The following is a 25,318-nucleotide window of genomic DNA, read 5'->3' as shown; positions in this document are numbered from 1 at the left end:
TTTTTGAAGATTCTATTTCGCAAAACTAAGCGTCCTTTGTTTTTAATTTCATTTTCTTTGCCTTTGCTGAATCGTATAAAACGATGACCGGAGTGCAATGGCTGAATCTTCCGACTGAGCATGAATAACGGATAAGTAAATGAAATGATGAAAATGAATACCTTTCATTCCCATATTATAGTTTTGATTTTTTTCCTGGTTATAGGCCCCGTATATGGTAATAATACAGCTTATCTTGATGGCAAAATATATCTGGATCATGATTCTCTTATCCTGGAAAATTCAAAGATCAGAAGAACGTATACATTTAATCAGGGAAATCTGATCACTCAATCTATTTTCAATAAAACGTCGAATTTTACATGGCATGCTACCGATAATGTTCCCGATATGAATCTTCCCGGAACGGAAAAAGAGAAGGCGGAATTAGTGTCTTTTCGCACCTATGTAGTCGAAGAAACGTTATCTCAACAAGCCTATCTCGAAGCCGAAATTATTTATACGTTGGGGAACTTGTCGATAAAGAGAATCCTCCGGTTATATCCTGCTTGTCCTGCTATCGGAATGGATTTTTATTTTAAGGGAAACGGGAATCTGTTGAAATACCCGGATGAGAGTCTTTTAGATAAAGACTTATCGGATGTGAAATTTGTCGCATCCCAAAAAGCACGTTCATTAGCGCCTGTTATGGAAAAACTTTCCCTTGACGGGAAGCATTGGAATTGTCGAGTCGTGGATTTATCCGAAATGACGGATCATTTGAATGATTTGGTTACAGTAAATGACTACCAGACTTATCAGGAACGCCTATTCAGAGGAAATATTCTTTTTGCAAAAGATATGGAGAACGAAGAGGGCGTTTTTTTGCTGAAAGAAGCGCCCTCTCCGAATGCTCAATTACAATACTTATCAGGCGATTATTTAGTTTCTTTCGGACAAATCAGGATGCTTGGATTCGGAATAGATTCCGAGGATATCCGGCCCGACCGATGGACGCCGGGTTATTCGGCCGTTTGCGGAGTTTTCTCCAAGACGGAATATTCTGCCTTAAAAGCGCTAAAAACCTATCAGAATAAGTTACGGAAAAGAATTTCCGAAAGAGATGAAATGGTGATGATGAATACATGGGGAGATCGGGGACAGGATAGCCGGATTAACGAGAAATACATTATCGAAGAATTAGAACTGTGTGCGAAATTAGGAATATCCCATTTTCAGATTGACGACGGTTGGCAGACCGGCAAAAGTCCCGCTTCTATTGGCGGAGGATCCTTCGATAATATATGGGAGAGTGAAGACTATTGGCTTCCCAACAAGGCTAATTTCCCCGATGGTTTTACATCGATCTTAAAAAAGGGCAAAGAGCTTGGTATCGAAATATGTTTATGGTTTAATCCGAGTTATACGGATAATTATGTGAATTGGAGGAAAGACGCCGAAGTTCTGGCCGGGTTGTACAAAAAATATGGAATACGCACTTTCAAAATCGACGGATTGCGAATTCATAATAAGATATCGGAACTCAGGGTGGATAGTTTATTGAATGCCGTACAGAAAGCTTCGGACTATGATGCCGTAATCAATTTGGATGTTACGGCGGATAAACGTTTCGGTTATCTCTATAAAAATGAATACGGAAATATCTTTTTGGAAAACAGATATACGGATTTCGGAAATTATTATCCCTATTGGACATTGAGGAATTTGTGGTGCTTGTCGAAATATGTACCGGCACAAAATCTGCAAATTGAATTTTTGAATAAGTGGAGAAACGAAAATATCTATAAAAATGATACCTTTGCTCCGAAATCATACGATTTTGAATACTTGTTCGCCATTACAATGATGGCGCAGCCGTTAGCTTGGATGGAAGCCCATAATTTACCTGCTGAGGCTTTTTCTTTAGGAAAAGTAATTGAAAAATACAGAACTATCCAACAGGATATTCATAAGGGGGATATACTTCCTATCGGTGAAAAACCCGACGGGCGGTCGTGGACCGGATTTCAAAGCTTACAGGATAAGCAAGGCTATTTCCTTGTTTTCAGGGAATTAAATGATCAAGCGAATAGTATGATGAAAACATGGTTAAAGCCGGGTGCTAAGATTCGGTTAAAGTATCTTTTGGGAAATGGGACTGATTTTGAAGTCACTGTTAACGAAAGAGGAGAGGTTCCGTTTTCTTTGAAGACCGCCAATCATTATGGCCTTTATAAATATACAATTATAAAATAAAAATCGTCAGATCATGAATAGACGTAAATTTATATCAAAAACAGTATTGGGAGGAGCAAGTGTATTGACTCTTTCAGGTTTGAATTCTTCTTATATATGGGGACAAACGAATGCCGATCGCCGGTTACCCGCTATCTTGGGCGGAACGAAATCCCATCTCGGTTTATGGCCGGATTGGCCTGTTTGGAAATCACCCGATTATGATGAGGGTGTTTTAAAGGTTTTACGAAGCGGCGTTTGGTCAAGATCCAAAGTTACCGAAGAATTCGAAAGCAAGTGGGCGGAACTTATCGGCACAAAGAGATGTCTGTCAGTGGTAAACGGGACGAATGCGTTAGTCGCGGCTTTGGCACAATTCAATATCGGTCCCGGTGATGAAGTCATCGTTCCCCCGTATACGTTTGTTGCGACGGTACAAGCTGTTCTGATGAATGGCGCCTTACCGGTTTTCGCAGATGTCGATCCGACTACATTTCAAATAGATCCCGTAAAAATAGAAGAGAAAATTACTCCTCGGACAAAGGCCATTTTGCCGGTACACATTTTGGGGATTCCTGCTGATATGACCCAAATAATGGCAATAGCCACGAAGCATCATTTAATCGTAATTGAAGATGCTTGCCAGGCGCATTTGGCGGAAGTAAGCGGTAAAAGAGTCGGCTCTATCGGTAATGCCGGATGCTTCAGTTTCCAAACATCCAAAAATATGCCTATCGGTGAAGGAGGCGCTATTGTCAGCAATGATTCCGAATTTATGGATCGGTGTTATTCGTATCATAATTTGGGCTTTCCTTATGGATCTCAACCGGGTAATGTGAGCGGTGGAGCAATTAGGGTCGGATATAAGATACGGTTCACAGAATATCAAGCGGCGATAGGGCTTGTACAGATGAAAAATCTGGAGAAAGAAACGGATATTCGATGGACAAATGCCCAATATTTATCGAAGAGGATAAAAGATATTCCCGGTGTCTCTTCCGCCAGATTATATCCCGAAACCACAAAAGCCGTTTATCATTTATATCCGCTATTATATAATAAGAATGCGTTTAAAGGGATGTCTCGGGCTTTGTTTTTGGAAGCACTACGTGCAGAAGGAATACCTTGTTCTCCCGGCTATACGCCATTGCAGACTCAATCGTTTATCCAAGCGGCTTTCGAATCGAAATTGTATCGAAAATTATATACAACAGATGATTTGAATTATCATAATTTCCTGATGCATAATAAGTGTCCCGTTAGTGATCGGATCTGTAATGAAGAAGCAATATGGCTCACACAAAACCTCTTGTTGGGGACTGTTTCGGATATGGATCATATTGCAAACGCGGTTGAGAAAATCTATCGGAATGCCGATAAAATCGTGCTGAAGTTCAAAAAAGGATAAGAATAAATAAATGTTATGAAGTTATTATACAGGTATCTGATCGTCTTGTTTTTCCTAATGGGAACCGCTGTTTCTTATGGACAAAAGGACCCATCCTTTTCCCCTGGTCATTTTGTTTGGAAAGCAGGTGTGGCACGTAAAACTATTACTCCTTCAACTTCGGTATGGATGGGAGGGTATGCCAGCAGAACGTCGCCTTCGGAAGGGGCCGTTCACGATTTATGGGCCAAAGCGCTTGCTCTGGAGGATGCTAAAGGGCTTCGATCGGTATTGGTTACCCTGGATTTAGTAGCAATTCCTAAAGATTTCTCGGATAAATTGAGGGATAAAATCAAAAAAACATATGGACTGGAAAAGGCGCAGATTATATTGAATTGTTCGCATACGCATTCCGGCCCGGTTGTGGGGCGGGCGCTACATTATATTTATCCGATGAAAACCGGTGATTGGCACAAAGTTGATGAATATACCGGTGAATTGGAAGAAATGCTGTTTGAATTAGTCGGAGAGTCGATGAAAAACATGAAGCCGGCAAAGATATATACTCAAAACGGAATCACTCGTTTTCAGGTGAATAGGCGCAATAATAAAGAAAACGAACTGACAGGTACCACTTCTCTGAAAGGGCCTAACGATTATGCCGTCCCCGTAATGAAAGTAGAGGGTACGGATGGAAACCCGATTGCCATTGTCTTCGGATATGCCTGTCATCCTACCACATTGTCGATGAATCGCTTTTCCGGCGATTATCCGGGGTTCGCCCAGATTGAATTGGAAAAAATGTATCCCGGTGCAACGGCTTTGTTTTTCCAAGGGGTAGGCGCCGATCAGAATCCTTTGCCAAGGCGCACGATTCCGTTGGCTAAGCAATACGGGAAACAATTAGCGGCGGCTGTGGAGAGTGTTTTATCCGGAGAGATGAAGCCTCAGGAAAGCCGACTGCGAGTGAAATATAAGGAAGTCGATATTCCTCTTGCCCAACCATTAACAATAGAGCAAATGCAAGAAGTCGCCAACCGGAATGATTTCGAAGGACGATGGGCAAAAGGGACGATCGCCGAATATAAGAAGGAAGGTTCATTCATCAAAACCTATCCTTATCCGATCCAATATTGGAAATTGGGAAATCAATCTCTTTTTGTGATGGGAGGCGAGGTATTGGTTTCTTATGGAATCCAATTGAAAGAATGGTACGGACAAGATATTTTTGTGATGGCTTATGCCAATGATGTGATGGGGTACATTCCTTCCGCCAAGGTCATCGAAGAAGGCGGTTATGAAGGCGATACGGCTCATCGCGTATATGGATTGCCTGCAAAATGGGATCCGAAAATCGAAGATATTATATTGGGAGGAATTAAAGAATTAGTGATAAATACGATAAATACAAATCAATAAATTAGAAATTAAAGCATGAAAAAGATTATTTTATTACCAGCGTTTTTATTTTTTCTTTTGATCGGTTGCAATACGAGTCAAAAAGAGAACAAGAGTAATCAAAAGACAAATGAAACCACTGCGCAAGACACATTGATCGGCAAGCGTTATTTTTCCGGGTTCGAGGATGCGCACGATACGTATAATGCGATATCCAAAGCCAGCGACGGAAAGATTTATTATGTCCTGTCCTCAACGAGGCATGATGTCGGAGGCCAATTATACTGTTACGATCCGCAAGCCGATAAAGTTGAATTTCTAGCCGATCTATCGGAAGCATTGGGAGAAAAGCAGCAAAAATATATTGCTCAAGGGAAAAGCCACGTCGAATTTTATGAAAAAGACGGGAAGTTATATTTTGCCACTCATCTGGGATATTATCAGATGATCGACGGGGCGGAAACTGTTCCGACGGTCGCTCCCGAAGGATACAAGCTTTATCCGGGAGGACATTTTTGTTATTATGACTTAAATACCAAAGAACTGAAAAGTTTAGCTATTGCCCCCGAGGGTGAAGGAATTATCACGGTGGTGATGGATAAAGAGCGTGATCATCTTTACGGATTAACATGGCCTAAAGGATTGTTGATCGATTATGATATTAAAGCGAATACGTTACGGAATGTAGGGGCTGTTTCAAAAGCAGGCGAAACACAGTTGGGAACGGATAACTTCCGGGTAATTTGTCGTTCGATGTTTATTGATCCGCGTGATGGAAACGTCTATTATTCGACCGGAGACGGAGACATTTTTTACTATAATCCTTCGCTGAAAGCACCTGAAAAATTAGATGGAGTAGATTTGCGGCTCGATTATTTTGGAACGTATGATCCGAAAGATGCCGGAAGCATGGGTTATAACTGGAGAAAAATATATTGGTATGGACCCGAAAACAAGGCGTACGGCGTTCATGGCAATTCAGGGTACTTGTTTAGTTTCGACCCGAAAGAGAAAAAAATCGAGATCGTGGATCGGATTACTTCCGAACCGTCCCGGAAAAGCGGCATGTTCGATTTATTCAGTTATGGCTATTTAGGCTTTACCATTAATAACGACGGAGTAATTTATTACTTGACGGGCGCTCCGATTTATGAAAACGGAAAAAGGGTTGCCGGAGTGAATAAAATCAATAAAGGTGCGGCGAAGGGATTGGAACACCTCCATCTCGTGACGTATGATATCAATAAAAAGGAATATAAAGACTTGGGAGGTGTATTTTATGAAGACGGAACGTATCCTACTTATGTAAATTCCATTGCTTTGGATGATAACGGCAACGTATATACCTTGGCGCGTTTTATACACAACGGGAAAGAGATAGAGGATTTGGTGAAGATACAATTGCAAAAATAGTGTTGAAATTTTCAATATAAGATTATAAACCGATAAAAATAAAATTTATGAAATCAAAAAAGGTAACAAGAAGATCGTTCTTGACTACCGCAGCTGCAGGTGCGGCTGCAATAGCCAGTGCAAATGTTGTAAAACCGCTGGAAAACATTTCCTCCAATATTTATGAGCAACGGGCCGATAAGTTGGCTGCGTTAGGCGGAGAGCCCGTTGTCAAAAACAAAGTATGGCCCAAATGGCCTTATGTGGATGAAAAAATAGTGGAAAGCGTAGCCAAAACAGTCAGAAGCGGTAAATGGAATAGAATCGATGATGGCGTGAACGGCGCAGTACCGACGTTTGAGAAAAAATATGCTCAAATGTTGGGTGTAAAAGGATGTGTAACGACCGGTTCGGGAACGCAGGCGCTGCATACGGTGGTCGAAGCGATGGGTTTTGGACCCGGTGATGAGATCATCACAACCCCCTACACCGATATGGGGACTATTTCTGCTATTATCAGCGCCCGGGCGCTTCCTGTAATGGTAGATCTGGACAAAGAATCGTTTCAATTAGACCCTGCGGAAGTGGCGAAGAAAGTAAATAAAAACACCGTTGCGATCATCCCTGTTCACATGATGGGGCAACCTTGCGATTTGGAAAGTATCATGGAGATTGCCAAAAAACACAACTTAAGGGTGATTGAAGATGCCTGTCAGGCGCATCTGGCCGAATATCAGGGCAAAAAGCTGGGATCGATTGGCGATGCCGGATGTTTTAGTTTCCAGACGAGTAAAACAATTTGTTGTGGAGAAGGTGGCGGAATCAGCAGTAACGATGAAAAACTGTTGGATGATTGCTATACGGTAATGAATCATGGGACGAATAAACAAGGACGTTCGGTTACGATTGGTCCGAAGTATCGTATGAATCAACTCGAGGCATCCATTCTTATGGAACAGTTGAATCATGCCCAGGAACAGTTTGAAACCCGAAATAGGAACGCCGCCTACCTGACGTCCAAATTGAAAGGCTTTAAAGGGCTTGTTCCTCAGAAATTGTATAAAGGAACCACCAAAGGATCGTTTTACCTTTATACCATGGCTTATCATAAAGAGCATTGGAATAATGTTCACCGGGATGTTTTTCTGAAAGCCGTTGCCGCCGAAGGAATCGGACTAAGTCCATATATCAAAAACGGATTGCATCGCGAACCTTGGACGGAAAATATCCTTGCAAGAAAAGAATATAAAACCATGTATTCGGCCCAAAGGCTTCAACAATTTAAACAGGATTTGTATTTGCCTAATTGCGATTGGGTCTGCGACAACATGGTTATGTTATGGGCGTCCGGACCGTTACTCGGAACGCAGAAAGACATGGACGACGTGATCAATGCCATCATGAAGGTATATGATAACAGGGACAAATTGCATTTGATTTCTTAAGGAGAAAAATATTTCCCGCGGATAACGCGGATGAACACAGATATATCTTATTTCTGCTGAAATCCGCTTAATCTGCGGGAGATAGATTATAAATTCAGGTCGTATCAAAAAGAATTATTTTTTATTTAGAAATAAAAACATGAAATTGAAAAATGTATCTCGAAGATCGTTTTTAACGACCGTAACTGCCGGTGCGGCAGCCGTAGCAACTGCGAACGTTGTTAAGCCGTGGGAAAACATAGCCGATACTATCTATGGAAAATCCGGAGAATCACCCCAACAATTAAAAATAGGCACGTTCGATGTGGATGCTACGCCGCCGGTGGGGAACGATTTGGCTTATGATCCGATGACCGCTTCATGGGATTTCTCTTTGCGGGCGAGGGGAATTGTTCTCATCGGCGCCGGCAAACCGATCGTCTTATGCGCGATTGATTGGATAGGAATAGCCAATGAATCGCAGGATGTTTTTAAACAATCGCTGGCGCTTGCCGCAGGAACTACTCCGGGGCGAGTGGCGGTACATACCGTTCACCAACATGATGCGCCGATATGCGATTTCACGTCGGAAAAAATATTGAAGAAAAATCATCTTCCGGTAGGATGTTTTGACGGAACTTTTGCCCGGATATTGATCAAAAATATCCAACAAGCTATCGGCAATACACTTAAGAATTTACAAGCTGTAACGGCTGTCGGCTTTGGAAAAGCTCCCGTATATGAAGTCGCTTCCAATCGAAGGATAGATATGGTAAACGGCAAAATCCGGACGATGAGAGGCTCTTCTTGCGATGATCCGTCCTTGAGAGCGAAACCCGAAGGACTTATCGATCCGGAGGTCTCCGTACTCAGTTTTTGGAATAAAGAGAAACCCGTAGCCGTTTTGAGTTTTTATGCCACGCATCCGCAGAGTTATTACCGGACAGGCATTGCGAATCCCGATTTTCCGGGCATTGCGCGGTGTATGCGCCAATTAGCGGTTCCCGATGCTTTACATATTCATTTTAATGGAGCCGGAGGAAATATCGCGGCCGGAAAATACAATGACGGAAGTCGGATAAATCGATTGGTGTTGGCTGAAAGAATGGCCGATGGGATGAAACGGGCATGGGACCATACGATTAAAGCTTCCGTATCCTCAAAAAATATTCAATGGGCTACGCAACCCGTCTTGCTTCCCGTCAATTCCAAGACGGCGGGGATAGAGAAAGAAATGTTCAAACAAACGGGCCCTTATCTAACCAATAATATGGGCCGGTTAGGATGGTACAAACGAGCCTTGGAAGGCAAAACCATCGATATGAATTGTCTCGCTATAAATGATAATATCCGTGTTTTCTTTGTTCCCGGAGAGTTATTTATCGAGTATCAATTAAACACAAAAGCGATGGCGCCCGATAAGTTTGTCGCCATGGCAGCTTACGGCGATTACGGGCCTTTTTATATAGGTACCAAACAAGCCTATCAGGAAGGAGGATACGAAATAGAATCGAGTCCCGTAACAGAGGAGGCGGAAAAAGTTATTTTAGATACCATTCATTCCCTTTATAGGCAAACGGAATAGGCGGAACACCTTTTTGTTTTCTTGCTACAGGAATGTCGTAAGAACCGGAGAGAATCAATCAATACAAAACAATATGAAAAGCAGATAAAATGAAAAGAAGAGATTTTATAAAAGAAGCTGCAATTGCGGGTGCTACATGGGGGCTGGCCAATAAATTGGCGGCTAATTCTCCAAATACCCTCTTATGGGAATCGCAAAAACATCAAGATGAGATTCGTGCTGTTTTATTGCATCTAAGTTATAATATGTGGGAAGATTATACCCCGACGCAATATCAAACAAAGGATTATCCGAAAAACGACCTCCGTGAAGCGCGGGCATGGGCTCATTGTTTCCAACCTGAGTTGACATTTGACAGGGACATGTGGAATAAGGTGACCGGTTTAATGGCGCAGAGGAATTTGAATATGGTCATAATCGACTTAGGCGATGCTGTAAAATACGATAGTCATCCTGAAATAGCCGTCAAAGGCGCTTGGAGCCCTTCTCAATTGAAAAACGAATTAAAGCGTCTTAGAGAAATGGGATTGGAGCCGATACCGAAATTGAATTTTTCAGCGGGGCATAAAGCATGGTTAGGTCCTTATCAACGCATGCTTTCTTCCAATCAGTATTACGCCGTATGTAAGGATTTAATAGAAGAGGTATGCAATCTGTTTGACTCTCCCCGTTTTTTCCATTTAGGAATGGACGAAGAGACCGCAGGCCATCAATCAAGGCATCAGTATGCGGTAATCCGTCAAGGGGATTTATGGTGGCATGATTTCTACTATTTGACGGATATCGTCGAAAAACAAAATATACGGCCCTGGATATGGTCGGATTATGCATGGCATAATGAAGAGGTGTTTTTTAAAAAGATGCCTAAATCGGTATTGCAAAGCAATTGGTATTATGGCGAAGAATTTAAGAATGAACCGAATTCCATAAACGATATTTATGTGAAGCTTTACGATAAATTGGAAGCTCATGGATATGATCAGATTCCTACAGGAAGTAATTATTCTACAGATTTGAATTTTATGCGGACGGTTGATTATTGCACAAAAATCATCTCTGCCGAGCATTTAAAAGGTTTTATGCAATCGGTTTGGATGCCCATGTTACCTCCTTTTCTTCAAAAGCATACCGACGCGGTTAACCAAATAGGGGACGCTATTTGACGCTTTTTGAAGATATTATTTCGCAAAAGTGAACATTCACGTCTTTTATTTTAAATTTCTTTGTATAAAGATAAGACGAGAACTACATCCGATTACGAAAGGTGTCGTTTAAGTTGAGGGATTATTATTGATACGTGAAAAGGATGGGTGATATAGTATATGCTTGTCAAACAAAAGGCGGACAACATTTGCTTTTATCAACAAAGAGCTTGAAAGCTTCTTGCAGAATCTCCGCTGAATTACGGAAGTCTTACAATTCCATTTCAAACTCTTCGCAAAGGAACAGAAAGCCTGAAAATATTTTGCAGAACTTCCGCCGATACGCACATCGTCTGCGGGAAACTTTCAGGCTTTCCGCTGCTCCGCGAAAAGGCTGTAAAACTTTTTCAAGCTTTCCGTAGAGAGACAGGAAGGGCGCAAAACTTTTTTAAGCTTTCCGCCGGTTAGCAGAAAGGCTGCAAACGATTTGCAACCATAGGAAATCAGAGTTTTATTTAATAATGTGCAGTATGTTACGAATAACATTTAACCGTTTATCGACAAAGGTGTTGGGCAATTTGGCCCAACGTGTGTTGGCCGTACTTTCCGGCCATTTGGAAGGTGTTTTGAAAGATAATCCGTTAGTATCCGTGTTAACGAAAACCAACGATAAATACCAAAATGTAGTCATTAAAAAGACCTACAGTGAACTGGGCGAAGAAGTGAGAAACAAGGATCTTCGTCGTGATCGTTTTTTTTACAATTTTAGGCGGCTTTTGATCTCCTTATCTGTTTTTACAGGTACAGCCAAAAATGCAGACGCGGAGGCATTGCTTCGGGTTTTTGATGAGGTTGGCGATATCACAGGATTATCGTATGCTGCTCAAAATACCGTAATGGGGAAATTGTTTCAGAAATTATCTACGGAAGAAAGACAAGCTGCGATTACGCGTTTGGGGTTGACAGAGGAATATGAATTATTGAAGAGCGCGCAAGATGATTTCGAAACCATTTCGGGCGAACAAACGAATACGAATTCGTCATTAAGACAAATACCCTCCGCATCCGAAAGTCGTCAGGAATTGGAAGATGCCTTGCGGAATTTTTTTGCTTTAGTATCTGCCATGCATAACGAAGAGGCATGGAAGGACTTATATTATGATTTGGATGAGTTGATCAAAGAAGCGAATCGTTCTAATCGGGATAACAAGGACGATAAAGATAAGGACAACCCATCTGGTAAATAATGCAATTAGATATAAATTATTTAATCTAACAAATGGAAAAATCAATTTTATTAAGAGGAACGATATGTGTATTATTATGGATATTTTCCTTTTATTTATTTGCACAAAATCTTTCTGTAAAAGGAAAAGTTACGGATGCAAAAGGAGAGTTGCTGATCGGTGTATCCGTTCAAGTGGAAGGGACAACAGAGGGATCTATTACGGACGCGAATGGTATTTTTACTCTTTTAAATGTTCCTGTTGATGCAACTTTAAAGGTGACGTACGTTGGGATGCAAACACAAACTATCCCAGTGAAAGGAAGGACTTCCATTGATATTGTTTTAGAGGAAGACTCAGAAGCTTTGGAAGAAGTGGTAGTTGTGGGATATGGAACGCAAAAAAAAGTGAATTTAACAGGTTCTGTTTCTTCTATCGATATCGGAAAGATAGCTACAACCCGGCCAATAACAAATTTATCAGCCGGCCTTGCGGGGCTTGCCCCAGGCTTGTATGTCCGTTCTCAGGATAATGACCCTGGCAGTAATGCCACACTAATGATACGCGGACAGGGAACACTGAATAATTCCTCTCCGTTAATTATTATTGATGGTGCAGAAGGAGATATTTCCAGAGTTTCTCCACAAGATATTGAAAATATATCCGTATTGAAAGATGCGGCCTCTGCTTCTATTTACGGCTCGAGAGCTGCAAATGGCGTCATATTAATTACCACAAAGCAAGGAAAATCCGGGAAAATATCCATTAATTATGATGCTTATTATGCCGCCCAGCGGGTTGCCCATCTGATGCCATTTGTCAGTAATAGTGTTGAATGGATGGGGTTGATAAATGAAGGGGCTAAAAATTCTAAACAAGCTCAGATTTATTCTGATGAGAATATTCAATTATGGAAAGAGCATGCCAATGATGACCCGATTCTCTGGCCTAATTCCAGTTGGAATGATGGAGTATTTAGGACTGCAAATACAATGAATCATAATATATCGGCATCCGGTGGAACAGATAAATTAAATTCTTTTGTATCCTTCAATTACGCCAATAATCCCGGAATAATAGAAAATACGGCCTATTCCAGATATAGCATACGGGCTAACAATAAACTACAGATCACCCCGTGGTTAAATGTTGGTGTGAACTTGAACGGAATATTAACCAATAAAGATCGCGGAAGTAGTAATTTGGAGGGTATGTTTGAGAACTCGATTTTAGCAATTCCAACAGTAACGGTTAAACATCCCGACGGGCGATTGGGAGGAACGCAGAATATCGAGGACAATCAGGTTGCGCGCTCGGCATTGGCCTATATGCGGCAGACTTCAGGAAGCAATACATCCCATGTCTTTAACGGACGCTTTTTTGCCTCTTTAAATCCAATAAAGGGCTTCTTTTTAGATGGTTCTTATAATTATTCATTTTATGTAAATAAATTAACGACCATTCCTGTTCCTATAGAACTTTGGAATTTTCAAACCAATACTCAAACCGTTCCAAGTTCAAAAGAACATATATCGGTTACCAATTCCGAAAGCCGATATATGCGGAATTTTATGGATGTAACGGCTGCGTATGAGAAAAATCTTTTTGATAAACTCTATTTTAGAATTATGCTGGGAGGAAGTCAAGAACAGTATGTTTCGGAAGATTTCAGCGCTTCAAAACAAGACTTAATAGATCCAGCCCTTACTCAAATCAACGCAGCAACGGGAGATGCAACAGCATCCGGAACATTATCGGATTGGGCGATGCAATCTTATTTTGGACGATTGAATTTAAATTTGGCTGAAAAATATCTTTTTGAATTTAACTTCAGAAGAGATGGCTCCTCGAGATTCATTGGAAAGAACCGATGGGGAAACTTCCCTTCGTTTTCTGCTGCATGGCGGATATCAGAAGAACCCTTTATGAACTCGTTTCGCTATCAATGGCTTGATAATCTAAAGTTAAGAATCTCTTATGGCTCATTGGGAAACAATGCTGTTGGAAATTACGATGCTATTCCTGTACTATCTACCAATCAATATGTATTTAATAATATTCCGACAGTAGGATTTTATCAGTCAGCAATCTCCAATGCAAATTTAAGTTGGGAATCTACCACTGTTACAAATTTAGGGATAGATTGGGATCTTTTGAAAAATAGACTATCCGGAAGTATTGAGCTATATAATAAATTAACGGATAATATTTTAATTTCATTACCTGCTCCGGATGTTCATGGAATATCAACCATTCCCAAGCAAAATGCAGCAAAAGTGAGGAATAAGGGAGTAGAATTAACGTTGTCTTGGAGAGATAAAATAAACGATTTCAATTATTTTATTGGTACTAATTTCACGTTTAATGAAAATAAAGTAATTAAATTCAAAGGCGATGAATATTCTCTCTCCGGTACGCAAATGATTAAGGAAGGATTGGCTATCAATACCGACTATGTACTTGAAGTGGATAGAATTGTACAAACTCAAACAGATTTGGATTTAATACAGCAAATGATTGAGAATGCGCCACTTGATACGAAAACGAATGTGAAAATGAATCCATTTCCTTTCGGAACTCCACAAATGGGAGATTTTCTTTATAGAGATATAAATGGGGATGGTCTGGTGAACTCCGATGATAGAGTAAATATTGGAAGGGGTTCTAATCCCCAATTGATGTATAGCATTTCATTAGGGGTTGATTATAAAGGAGTGGATGCGTCTATTTCAATGGACGGCGTGGGAAATATAAAACAATATTTTAATAATTCATATTATACCACACAGCTCCGATGGTCAAGGATTGTTAACCGAGAAGTTGCTGATGGAAGATGGTATGAGGGGCGTACAACAGCGGCCGGTTATCCGCGATTTCTGTTGGAAGGCGATAATAGGAATCTTCAGTCAAGTGATTTTTGGCTTCAAGATGTTTCTTATTTTAAAATCAGGAATATTCAAATAGGATATTCGTTTCCTCAAAATATAATTTCTCGTATTGATTTAACGAAGTTAAGAATATATGGTGGCCTGGAGAACTATTTTACCTTTACTAAATTTAAAGGAATGGATCCTGAAGTTCCCGGAATGTCTATAATACTCCCCAAAATTAGGACAAGAAGTTAAGTAGTATCTTTGTGCGTAAAAGACAAAGAATTATGAATAAAGGAAGTCGGAGAAAATTCAGTGCTGAATTTAAAGCCAAAGTAGCGTTGGAAGCATTGCAAGAACGAGAAACCATTGAAAGTTTGTGTAAAAAATATGATTTGCATCCCAATCAGGTAAGCCAGTGGAAACGTTCTTTCAAGGAAGAAGGAAGCAAGGTCTTTGAAAAGAGTGTCGGGCATGATGAATTATCAGAAAAAGACCGTCTGATAGCAGAACTTTATCGTCAGATAGGGGAATTGAAGGTTGACAATGACTGGTTAAAAAAAAAGCTGCGATGATGCCTCCGGAAGTACGCCGCGAATTGGTCGAACGTCAATCTCCGGAGATGAGTATAGTGCGTCAATGCAAGCTGCTTTCGATTCACCGTAGCGGGTTGTACTACACCCCTTCTCCTGAAAGTGAGGAGAATTTGGGGATTATGCGTTGGTTGGACGAACAATATCTTTCCACTCCATTTTATGGTGTTGAGCGACTTCTACCCTTACTCACCCTGTTAGGGTATAGAATCAACCGTAAACGGCTCAGACGGTTAATGCGCATGGTGGGTTGGCAGACCCTTTATCCGGGCACAAGGACCACTATCCCGGGAAAGGATGGGCACAAATACCCCTATTTGTTGAAAGGGCTGAAGATTGACAGGCCGAATCAGGTTTGGGCCATTGACATCACCTATATTCCCATGTCGAAAGGGTTTATGTATTTGTTTGCCATTATCGATGTTTACTCACGTTATGTGGTGGGCTGGAGCCTGAGTAACACGATGAGCGCGGAATGGTGTGTGGATTGTATCGAAGAGGCTATCTCGGTACATGGAACACCGGAAATAATCAATTCTGACCAAGGCAGTCAGTTCACTTCGGATATTTACACCGATTGCCTGAAAAGGCATGAGATTCGCATCAGTATGGACGGTAGAGGTCGTGCCATCGATAATATCTTTATTGAACGTTTATGGCGCAGTGTGAAGTACGAACACATCTATTTGCATGCGTATGACGATGGAAACAGTTTGTGGAAGGGATTGAACGGGTACTTCCGGTTCTATAATCACGACAGGCTCCATCAGAGCCTTGGCTACCGACCGCCGATAGAAGTCTTCCAATGTGGAACGGGACGGCTGAAAACGGCCTGATAGGGAGAGCCTTTTTTTAGCTCATTCCGCTTCGGCTACGCCTTCGCTCCATGAGCTAAAGAAAAAACAGCGAATAAAATGAAAGAAAAGTATTATAAACCAAATAATAAGTATAAATTTGTATGAAGATATTTATCTTAACGCACTTAATAAAGTGATAATACCTGTCCTACAACTGGGGAGTAGTGTAGTCCTATCCTTCCATGAAACAAATTGTTTTTGGTATAAATTTATCATTCTAAATTGAAATCATTATGAAAAAGATATACATATTGGGAGTGTTAGCATCATTATTGATAGTGCTTTTCACGGGCTGTTATGATTTGGATCGTTTTCCGCAAGATAAATTAAGCTCATCTACTTTTTGGAATACGGAAGATCAAGCCGAACAATCGATTAATGCTTGTTATGTTGCTATGAGGCAAACTCAAACATTTAGTCAACTTTTCGGAATGGATTGTGTGTCTGATATCGGATTCGGATATGATAGTCAAGGTTACTTGAGCATTAGTAATGGTACATTCACATCCACCTCAAACTATGCTTCAGATCGGTGGAAACAATCTTACGAAGGTGTGTTTCGGACAAATAATGCGATTCGGAATGTTACGGAAATGGAAATTAGTGAAGAATCGAAAAATCAGATTATAGGACAAGCTAAATTTCTTCGAGGATTATTTTATTTCTTTTTAATGCAGCATTTCGGAGGTGTACCGTTATACGATGAAACGACCGATTATAATAAAGATTATATGGAATTGCTGAAGCCTCGAAATACAGAAGAAGAGACAAGAGCTTTTATATTAAAAGATTTGTCGGATGCGATATCTTCCCTTCCTGTAAAATGGGCTCAAACTGATTATGGACGAGCCACTAAAGGTGCCGCATATGCTTTAAGAGGAAAAGTTTATCTTTATAATAAACAATATGACTTAGCGGCAAAAGATTTTGAAGAAATTGTATTGGATCCCGGAAAGAAAGGATACGGTTATGAATTATATCCCGATTATGCTGATCTTTTTACGCAAAAGGGTCATAGAAGCAATGAAATGATATTTTCGATACAGACTTATTTTCAAGTAGGATATAACTTAGGTATGCCCTATGCTCATTATATGGGGAGTAATGCTTGCATCGGAACAAGCTGGAATAATGTCATGCCGTCGGTTGGACTCGTGGACAGCTATGAATGCAAAGACGGCCGTCCTTTCAATTGGAATGATTTTATTCCCGGATACAATGAAAATACTGAAATAAGGGAACAAACGCTAAAAGCTACCTTAACCGAAGATTTAACCTCAGTAAAGACCTATCCAAAGTATTACAAGGAGCTTTTGGCAATGTATGAACAGCGAGATCCGAGGATGAAAGAAACTATCATTCTACCCTATACGTATTATCAGGGTTATGTGGGAGGCAAAAATAAATTATGTGAATTTGTTTATGCAACCGGCGTAAACACGGTAAATGGCTTTATTGTAATTAATCGTTATAAGAATAATTATTTGTATTTGTATCGGAAGTTTGTACCGGAAGGAGATATGGGTATTTCCGGCCTTTCAAGAGATAACATACCTATTGATTTTCCGCTCATTCGCTATGCTGATGTTCTACTCATGTTAGCGGAATGCTATAATGAACAAGGTCAATTAGATGATGCGGTTAAATATATTAACAAAGTAAGACAGCGTCCCTCGGTAAATATGCCTGAAATTAACAGTGGCTCTGTTTGGTTGGAAGCTCGCACTAAAGACGCTGTATTTAATAGAATTATGCATGAACGGGCGGTGGAATTTCCTGCTGAAGGATTAAGATATTATGATATCAGGAGATGGGAAGTTGCAAAAAAAATAATGAACGGAGATGTTGCTGATGCATTAGGAAACCATATCTATTACACAAAATTTGAAGACAAGGATTATCTTTGGCCGATTCCGGGAAGTGAAATAGATAAAAATCCGAAATTAATTCAAAATCCTGGATGGCAGTAACCCGCTATTAAATACAAAATATATATTGTAATGCGATTAATATTCTTTTCTATACTCTTGTTGTTTTTTATCTCTTTCTCTTATAGTCAAAATTCAGCACAGATAAGGGAGTATGAAAACGCATATACCACCTATCCCTTTTCGGATCCTGATCCTATACCCGTTTTTGGGAAGATTTATCCTTACTATAGGTATGACGGATTTACTGAAAGAGCAGAAAAAAAATCATGGAAAATTGTTGAACTGGAAAATGATTTTCTTAAAATAAAGATTTTTCCGGAGATCGGTGGAAAAATAGGATCCGTAATTGACAAGACAAATGGGAAAGAATTATTCTATGGCAATGATGTAATTAAATTCAGAGATATATCCTTGAGAGGACCATGGACAAGCGGAGGAATCGAGTTCAATTACGGGGTGGTGGGGCACGCTCCTACTTGTTCTTTTCCTGTGGATTATACAACTCTTGAAAAGGACGATGGAAGTGTTAGTTGTTTTGTCGGAGCTTTGGATTTATTGACAAGAACTCGCTGGACAGTAGAAATTAATTTGCCTAAAGACAAGGCTTGGTTCACTACTCGCTCTTTTTGGCATAATCCTACTTCAGGAATACAACCTTACTATAATTGGGTTAATACGGGAATTCTTGCTAAAGAGGATTTGAAATTCATCTTTCCCGGAAAATATATTATCCGTCATGATGGGGTTGCATTGTCTTGGCCAAAAGATTCTTCCAGGAATAAAAATTTATCCCGATGGGTGGATAATAATTATATTGGTTCCAAATCTTACCATATTACAGGAGTTCATAGTCCTTATTTTGGAGCTTATTGGGCTTCGGAAGATGCCGGAGTGATGCATTATGCCGAGAGAGATGAAAAATTGGGGCGTAAAATTTTCAGTTGGGCCTTGTCTGATCAGGGTAAAATTTGGGAGGAATTACTTACGGACAATAACGGGCAATACGTAGAGCTTCAGAGCGGAAGGCTTTTTAATCAAAACATGCCTATAAGTAGTCTTACTCCTTTTAAACAGATCGGCTTTATGCCCTATTCCACTGATACCTGGGATGAATATTGGTTTCCTTACAAAAAAACCGGAGGTGTGAGTAATGTAACGTTGGAAGGAATAATACATATAAATGAAAGTGATGAATTATTTTCACTCAATTTCTATCCTTTGCAAAAAATAGAAGACACTCTTAAATTTTATAGTAAAGCAGAGGCATTACTTCTTCAAGAACCGGTGTCATTGGAAATTGCGGAATCCTATGAGTTTCGGACTTCTTTACTAAAAGCTGATTCCATTTATCTGATAAGGTTAGGTACTAAAATAGTATGGAGTAAAGAATCCGTTGCTCTTGAAAGACCTGTGGAAAAAAACAATAAATTTGATTGGGATACGGCGCAAGGACAGTATCTCCGGGGAAGAGACTTTTTCGGATTAAGACTATACGATCAGGCGGAAGCCTATATACGGAAATCATTGGAATACGATGAGTATTTCCTACCTTCATTAACTGAAATGTCTCGTCTTTTTTATAATAAAATGAACTATGATTCAGCTTTTTATTATGCATATAAGGCTTTAAGTGTCGATACATATGATCCTGCGGCAAATTTTGAATATGGAAGAGCCTCATTGAAACGAAAGAGGTATAATGATGCTTTGGATGGATTTGAAGTCGCGTCTCTTTCAGTTCCCTTTCGGAGCGCGGCATACACGGATATTTCTAAAATTTACCTGTTGAAAAAAGAATATTGCAAAGCAATAGAATATGCAGAGAAAAGTTTAATAAATAATAAGTACAATATCGAAAGTTTGCAATTGCTCGGCTTATTATACGGCCTAACAGGGAATAAAAATAAAGCAAATTCTCTTAACGAATTAATTCGAATTATAGATCCTTTAAATCATTTTATTAGGTTTGAAGACTATTGGCAAAATAAGACTCCTTCGAATCTAAAGAGCTTTCAAAGCACTATTAAAAATGAAATGCCGGAACAAATCTATTTGGAATTAGGTGTTTGGTATTATTCTTTAGGCTTAAACGAAAGAGCATTAGGCGTTTTTAGCCTTGCCCCTTTAAATTCGGAGATAAAATATTGGGAAGCTTATCTGAAAAAGGATGTTGAGGAGCTGAAAAAAATAGAAAATCTTAGTTCATCTTTTGTCTTTCCTTTTCGTGAAGAGAGCCAACCGGTTTTTGAATGGGCTATGAATAAAGAGGACGGTTGGAAAGCAAGTTATTATTTGTCTTTATTACACGCTTCCAAAAATAACAAAGATAAGACTCGGAAACTGCTCGTTTCATTGGAAGATCGGCCGGATTTTGCTCCGTTCTATATTTTTAGGTCTCAGCTTGCTTTTGAAGAAGAATCTGAGGAGAAAGATATTCGCAAAGCTATTTCGCTCGCTCCGACAGAATGGAGGTATGTGCATTATTTAACTAGATTTTATTTAAGAGGATCTGAAGTACGTAAAGCTTTGGATGTGATTACGCCATTCTATAAAATAAATTCGTCTCATTTTCCAACAGGAACTTTATATGCAAGAACATTCATTCGAAATAAACAATACAAGGAGGCTGAAAAAGTCTTGAACGATATTCACATTTTACCTTTTGAAGGAGCTCGTGACGGTCGGTTGCTTTATCAGGAAACTAAATTAATGTTAGCCGCAGAGGCTCTTAATTCGGATAGATTGAAGGTTGCTTCAAAGAAAATAGAGGAAGCCCGTCTATGGCCCAGAAATTTAGGAGTAGGAAAACCTTATGATGAAGTTATTGATTCAAGAATAGAGGATTGGTTAAGTGCTATGGTCTATATGAAATTAGGTAATTTGGAAATGAAGAAGAAATATCTCGAAAAAGTAGCTTTTACATCATTGAATCAAAATTCGCCGAACACTCTTTTACAATGTGTAGCCTATTATCAGTTGGGAGAATTCCGAAAATCGGAAGAACTATTTAACCACTGGATAGAATCTCAGAAAAATGAAAATATGAAATATTGGGGCAAAGCATTTTATCAGGAAAATAAAGAAAAAAGTTATCCTTTTGATTATGGGCGTACAATAAAGATAATAGGACTTATTTCCGGTACGGAGGATACAAGATTATTTTAGAAAATGCAGTTTCACTTTAAGAGTATATAATTATGATTAAAAAATTCAGTCTCCTGTTTTTTTTCTTTACCTGCTTGATATTAGGTGGTTTTAGTATAAATAAAGAGGTTTATTTATATCAAGTAGATCCCTTGAAAAAAGTTTTGAAAGAACAGGCTTATTTTCGAGATGTAGTAGATACTGTCAGAGTAGCAAGAGGCGAAACGGCAAGCGTGCAGATTGTGGTCAAGGGGCTGGTTGGCATTGAAAACATGCGTGCAAGAGTGATCGATGTATCGTCTGTTTCCTCTAAACTCACCGGTACTACTGGCTGGGTAGGCTATGTCCATGTTGGACGATCATACAATCCACCCTCAAAGGATATTATTCGATCTGCTTCCGGTTATTTCCCGGATCCTATTTTACCTGACTCTGCTTTCTCCATTGAACAAGGCGAAGTCCAACCTCTATGGGTTAGCGTCCCGACAACTGCATCAACAAGTCCGGGGCTGTATAAAGGCCAAGTTGAAATTACGGGGAAAATAGGAAAAGAGAACAAAAGGTGGAGGAAAGATTTTTATATCCGTGTTTATCCTGTTACTTTGCAAAAATCGCCTTTGCTTATAACTAATTGGTCGGCTCATTTTAGTCCGATTACGTTGAGCTATTTAAATAATAATAAAACAGTTGAAGCATATTCACCCTTATACTGGGAACTAATCGAGTTGCATGCAGATATAATGGCCGCCCATCGGCAAAATGTTCATCGGATTTATCCTGTTTGGCATACTTTATATACGTATAAAGAGGGGAAATATACTTTCGATTTTACCCGCTTTGATCAAGAGGCCGGTATATTCGATAAAGTCGGAGCGTTAGAGAGGATTGAAGGAGGACACCTGGCTTGGCGTTCAGGTGCCTGGAATGATCCCTTTTTCGTTGAAGTTCCATTGCCGGATAACGAAGAAACACGTAAATTAAAAGCTTCTCCAAATCCAAAAAAAGTTGAAAACGGAATTCGGTTTGCGTTACTTCCGGTTGATGACGAGAGAGCGAAAAATTTCCTTACCCAGTTCTTGCCTGCACTCAAAGAACATCTCGAAAAAAAAGGATGGCTAAACAGATATATGCAACATATTGCAGACGAACCCACAGCTAAAAACGCTTCTTCTTATGTTACCATAAGCAATTATATCCATCAGTTCTTACCGGGAGTGAAGGTTATCGATGCCGTTTTAACCTCTAAAGAATTGGCGGGGGCGATTGATATTTGGGTTCCTGTATTGGATGTCTTCCATAAAGATTTTAATTTTTATCAAGATTTAAAGAAGCAGGGTAAAGAAATTTGGTTTTATACTTGCGTAGGGCCGAGGGGAAATTATGCGAATAGATTTATAGAGTTGCCTCTCAACCAAACTCGTTATTTGCATTGGATAAATTATAAATACGATGCAACCGGATATTTGCATTGGGGACTTAATTATTGGGAAAAAGATCAGTTGTATGCCGATGCCTCAAGGGATAGAGGACGGTTACCCGCAGGGGATAATTGTATTATATATCCTGGATATCGCAAGTTATATACTTCTATTCGTTTTGAGACGATGAGGGACGGGATTGACGATTATCAGTTGTTGAAAATGGTAGAAAAAAAAGATCCCGTTAAAGCGAAAGGTTTTGTTGATTCAATTATCCTTAACTTCAACGAATATGATGAAAGTATTGCTTTTTTCAGGAAAATAAGAAAAGAGATGTTGGAGTTTTTATCTATTTAGGAGTAAAAAAAGGAATGGAAAGCAGACGAAAATTTATTAAACATGCCTTGATCTCAAGTGTCGGATTAGGTATAGCAAATACTTCTATTGCTTCGTCTATGCCGGAAAAAGGTCCTCAAACTAAAATCACCCTTCCGGATGTTTCGAAAATGATTTCAACTCCTCCGGATATTCCGTTTGTTCCGAAAAGAGTTGCCAGTTGGTGGGTTACGATAGAAGATCTGCAATGGCCTCAAAAAAGCATTCGCGATAAAATAAAAAGAAGGGCTGAAGCTTTTGCCGAAGCTAAAATAGATATGGCGGTCAATTACGGGTTTCATATTCGATTCAATTACGCCAATTATTTTGGACATATTCATGGTTATATGGCGAATGTCTGTGAGGAATTACATAAGTATGGAATAAAGTACATGGATCATTATTCTTGTAACCATATACATCGTCCTAAAAATCAAGAAGAGTTCCGTAAATTGCATAAAAGTCATCGCCATCATGTATTATTATTTCATGATCCTGTAGCTGCTGATTATGCTCAATACGAAGGTCATTTATTCAATGATTTATGCGAAGTCGATATTCGGGATGGCAGTAGAGGGTATGCCGCTCAATATCAGATGGAGGCTTTTTGTCATAATAACCCGAATTTCTTGGATATGCATGTCAAATATCTCAATCGGTTACTGAATGACGTTCCGATTGATGCGATAGAAGTAGATGATATGTGTGATTATGTGGGGCTTGCCGCTTGCGGATGTCCGTATTGTCGGGAACGCTTCAAACGCGATTATGGAAGGGACATTCCACCCTTTAATGATCCCGATTTTTGGGGAGATACCTCAAAACCTATGTTGGAGTGGGGAAATTATGAGAATCCTGTTTTCAGGGAATTTATTCGTATGAAGATAGATGGAATTGTAGATCACGTTAAGTTGGTAAAATCGGTGGTAGGGAATATTCCGTTGATGTCTTGCTGTTCGAGTACGGGGCCGATCTTATTGAATTCCATTTCCCTCGATTTGGAAAAAATGGCTCCTTATCTCGATTTTTTTATGTTGGAAAATGTCGGAACAAATGTAAATTCAATAAATTGGGTTTCGAAAGATGCCGAAGCCCTACATCAAAAAGATATTTCCCGGCAAAGAGGCAATTCTCCTGCGATTGCCTTGAGTTATACCATTTATGAAAAAGGAGGGTATTTAGGATGGGCCTTAAGTCGTTTTTGGGGTGTTACGAATTGGAGCAGTACGCATAATCAACGATTAGAGGAAGACCCTGTAGATGCTCGCGAAATGGAAGACGTTATTCATGAGTGGAATAACTGGGAAGTAACGAATAGCGATCTCGATTATACAAAAGGAAACGATTGGGTAGAGGTGCGACTTGTAAGCAATAGTTATTGCAGGGATAACGGATGGCGTGATGAAAATGGAAAGGAACATTGGGATCGATTAAAGGCATGGTCCCGATTGTTGGTTAAACACAATGTCGGGTATCGTTTTCTGCGGACCGAAGAGTTGGCTGATGGAAATGCGTTAAAGAAAGAAAGCACACCTCTTATTTTAGATGGGGTTGCGTGTGTATCGGATGTCCAATATAATGCTCTTTGCAGCTATTTGGCTTCAAATGGAAAAGCGTGGCTTGCCTATCCTTTTGGGACACACGATGAAAAAGGCTTTAAACGCCCCGTACCATTGTCGAATAAGTTAATAAAATTATTCGGGAAGAAGATTACGATTATTCGTTCGGCTATAGATTCGGATCCTTTATCGGAGTTGATGGACAAAGGAGAATTTTCACCTGTAATTACACAAACAGGCGGAGACCCTCGATGGGCGGTAAGAATGAGAATGAACGACGGGAAATTTACGATGCATTTTATGAATACGGCCATGAAACCCGTTCCGCATCCGACAATCAAGGATAATCAAGGATTGGCGATTATTCAGGATATTGATTCTTTTATAACAAACAACCGGTTGTCCTACGAAATCAAATTGAAATCATTACCTTCTCAACAATTGAGATTGATGAGTCCTGAAACGAATGATAAAAAGCAAATAATCAATTTGAAGAAAAATAAAAGCGGTGCTTATCGTTTCGATGTCGATTTAAGTGATATAAAAATTTATGCGTTACTTCAATAGTCTGATGTTTGTAAAATTATTCACCTCCTTAATTATTCTATTATGGATTCGATGTGGAAATCTTTTCGGTCAAGACCTTATTTCCATAAGGGATAGTTTACAGGCTGTTATGGGCGCATTACCGGAACGCGCCCATCTTCCTCCTATGAATGTGCAGTACAGGGATAGTGTAAAACGCGGAAATTATATTCGTTATACAATTCGTTTTACGGTTGCTGACAATGAAATCCTCCCCG

Annotated in this window: 15 protein-coding genes; all 15 read left to right on the top strand. The window is 39.7% G+C overall.

Features of this window, described 5'->3' with window-relative positions; translation table 11 throughout:
* The first annotated feature begins 144 nt into the window (after positions 1-144).
* Positions 145-2,235 (top strand): alpha-galactosidase, encoded by a 2,091-nt coding sequence (locus ABNK31_RS10930; RefSeq protein ID WP_418892556.1) that lies wholly within the window; start codon positions 145-147, stop codon positions 2,233-2,235.
* A 13-nt stretch (positions 2,236-2,248) separates the two neighbouring features.
* A complete protein-coding gene (locus ABNK31_RS10925) occupies positions 2,249-3,622 on the top strand; it encodes a DegT/DnrJ/EryC1/StrS family aminotransferase (protein ID WP_418892555.1) in 1,374 nt (457 codons plus the stop codon).
* Between the two features lie 15 nt (positions 3,623-3,637).
* The gene (locus ABNK31_RS10920; protein ID WP_418892554.1) at positions 3,638-5,020 is read left to right on the top strand and encodes a neutral/alkaline non-lysosomal ceramidase N-terminal domain-containing protein; all 1,383 of its coding nucleotides are present in this window, start codon (positions 3,638-3,640) and stop codon (positions 5,018-5,020) included.
* Positions 5,021-5,035: 15 nt separating this feature from the next.
* Positions 5,036-6,412 (top strand): hypothetical protein, encoded by a 1,377-nt coding sequence (locus ABNK31_RS10915; protein WP_418892553.1) that lies wholly within the window; start codon positions 5,036-5,038, stop codon positions 6,410-6,412.
* A 47-nt stretch (positions 6,413-6,459) separates the two neighbouring features.
* Positions 6,460-7,836 (top strand): DegT/DnrJ/EryC1/StrS family aminotransferase, encoded by a 1,377-nt coding sequence (locus ABNK31_RS10910; RefSeq protein WP_418892552.1) that lies wholly within the window; start codon positions 6,460-6,462, stop codon positions 7,834-7,836.
* A gap of 139 nt (positions 7,837-7,975) precedes the next feature.
* On the top strand, positions 7,976-9,400 hold the full coding sequence (locus ABNK31_RS10905; RefSeq protein ID WP_321579727.1) for a twin-arginine translocation signal domain-containing protein: 1,425 nt from the start codon (positions 7,976-7,978) through the stop codon (positions 9,398-9,400).
* An 89-nt stretch (positions 9,401-9,489) separates the two neighbouring features.
* Positions 9,490-10,563, top strand: coding sequence for a twin-arginine translocation signal domain-containing protein (locus ABNK31_RS10900; protein WP_418892551.1), 1,074 nt, complete (start codon positions 9,490-9,492; stop codon positions 10,561-10,563).
* Positions 10,564-11,072: 509 nt separating this feature from the next.
* Entirely contained in the window at positions 11,073-11,789 is a 717-nt protein-coding gene (locus tag ABNK31_RS10895) for a DUF6261 family protein (RefSeq protein ID WP_418892550.1), read from the top strand.
* 32 nt (positions 11,790-11,821) lie between these two features.
* The gene (locus ABNK31_RS10890; RefSeq protein ID WP_418892549.1) at positions 11,822-14,893 is read left to right on the top strand and encodes a SusC/RagA family TonB-linked outer membrane protein; all 3,072 of its coding nucleotides are present in this window, start codon (positions 11,822-11,824) and stop codon (positions 14,891-14,893) included.
* Between the two features lie 32 nt (positions 14,894-14,925).
* Positions 14,926-15,213, top strand: coding sequence for a transposase (locus ABNK31_RS10885; protein WP_418892548.1), 288 nt, complete (start codon positions 14,926-14,928; stop codon positions 15,211-15,213).
* Positions 15,210-16,067, top strand: a complete 858-nt coding sequence (locus ABNK31_RS10880) for an IS3 family transposase (protein ID WP_418892547.1) — start codon at positions 15,210-15,212, stop codon at positions 16,065-16,067. The genes ABNK31_RS10885 and ABNK31_RS10880 overlap by 4 nt, the downstream gene beginning before the upstream one ends.
* Before the next feature lie 254 nt (positions 16,068-16,321).
* On the top strand, positions 16,322-18,058 hold the full coding sequence (locus ABNK31_RS10875) for a RagB/SusD family nutrient uptake outer membrane protein (RefSeq protein ID WP_418892546.1): 1,737 nt from the start codon (positions 16,322-16,324) through the stop codon (positions 18,056-18,058).
* Positions 18,059-18,088: 30 nt separating this feature from the next.
* On the top strand, positions 18,089-21,184 hold the full coding sequence (locus ABNK31_RS10870; protein ID WP_418892545.1) for a DUF5107 domain-containing protein: 3,096 nt from the start codon (positions 18,089-18,091) through the stop codon (positions 21,182-21,184).
* A 32-nt stretch (positions 21,185-21,216) separates the two neighbouring features.
* The gene (locus tag ABNK31_RS10865) at positions 21,217-22,938 is read left to right on the top strand and encodes a glycoside hydrolase domain-containing protein (protein ID WP_418892544.1); all 1,722 of its coding nucleotides are present in this window, start codon (positions 21,217-21,219) and stop codon (positions 22,936-22,938) included.
* Positions 22,939-22,952: 14 nt separating this feature from the next.
* The gene (locus ABNK31_RS10860; protein WP_321579731.1) at positions 22,953-25,082 is read left to right on the top strand and encodes a hypothetical protein; all 2,130 of its coding nucleotides are present in this window, start codon (positions 22,953-22,955) and stop codon (positions 25,080-25,082) included.
* Positions 25,083-25,318: the final 236 nt, after the last annotated feature.

It is taken from the genome of Limibacterium fermenti (genome assembly GCF_041902845.1).
GTDB classification, from domain to species: Bacteria; Bacteroidota; Bacteroidia; order Bacteroidales; family Dysgonomonadaceae; genus Limibacterium; species Limibacterium fermenti.
The sequence above is the reverse complement of the archived record's forward strand: the minus strand, read 5'-3'. Positions and strand labels throughout refer to the sequence as shown.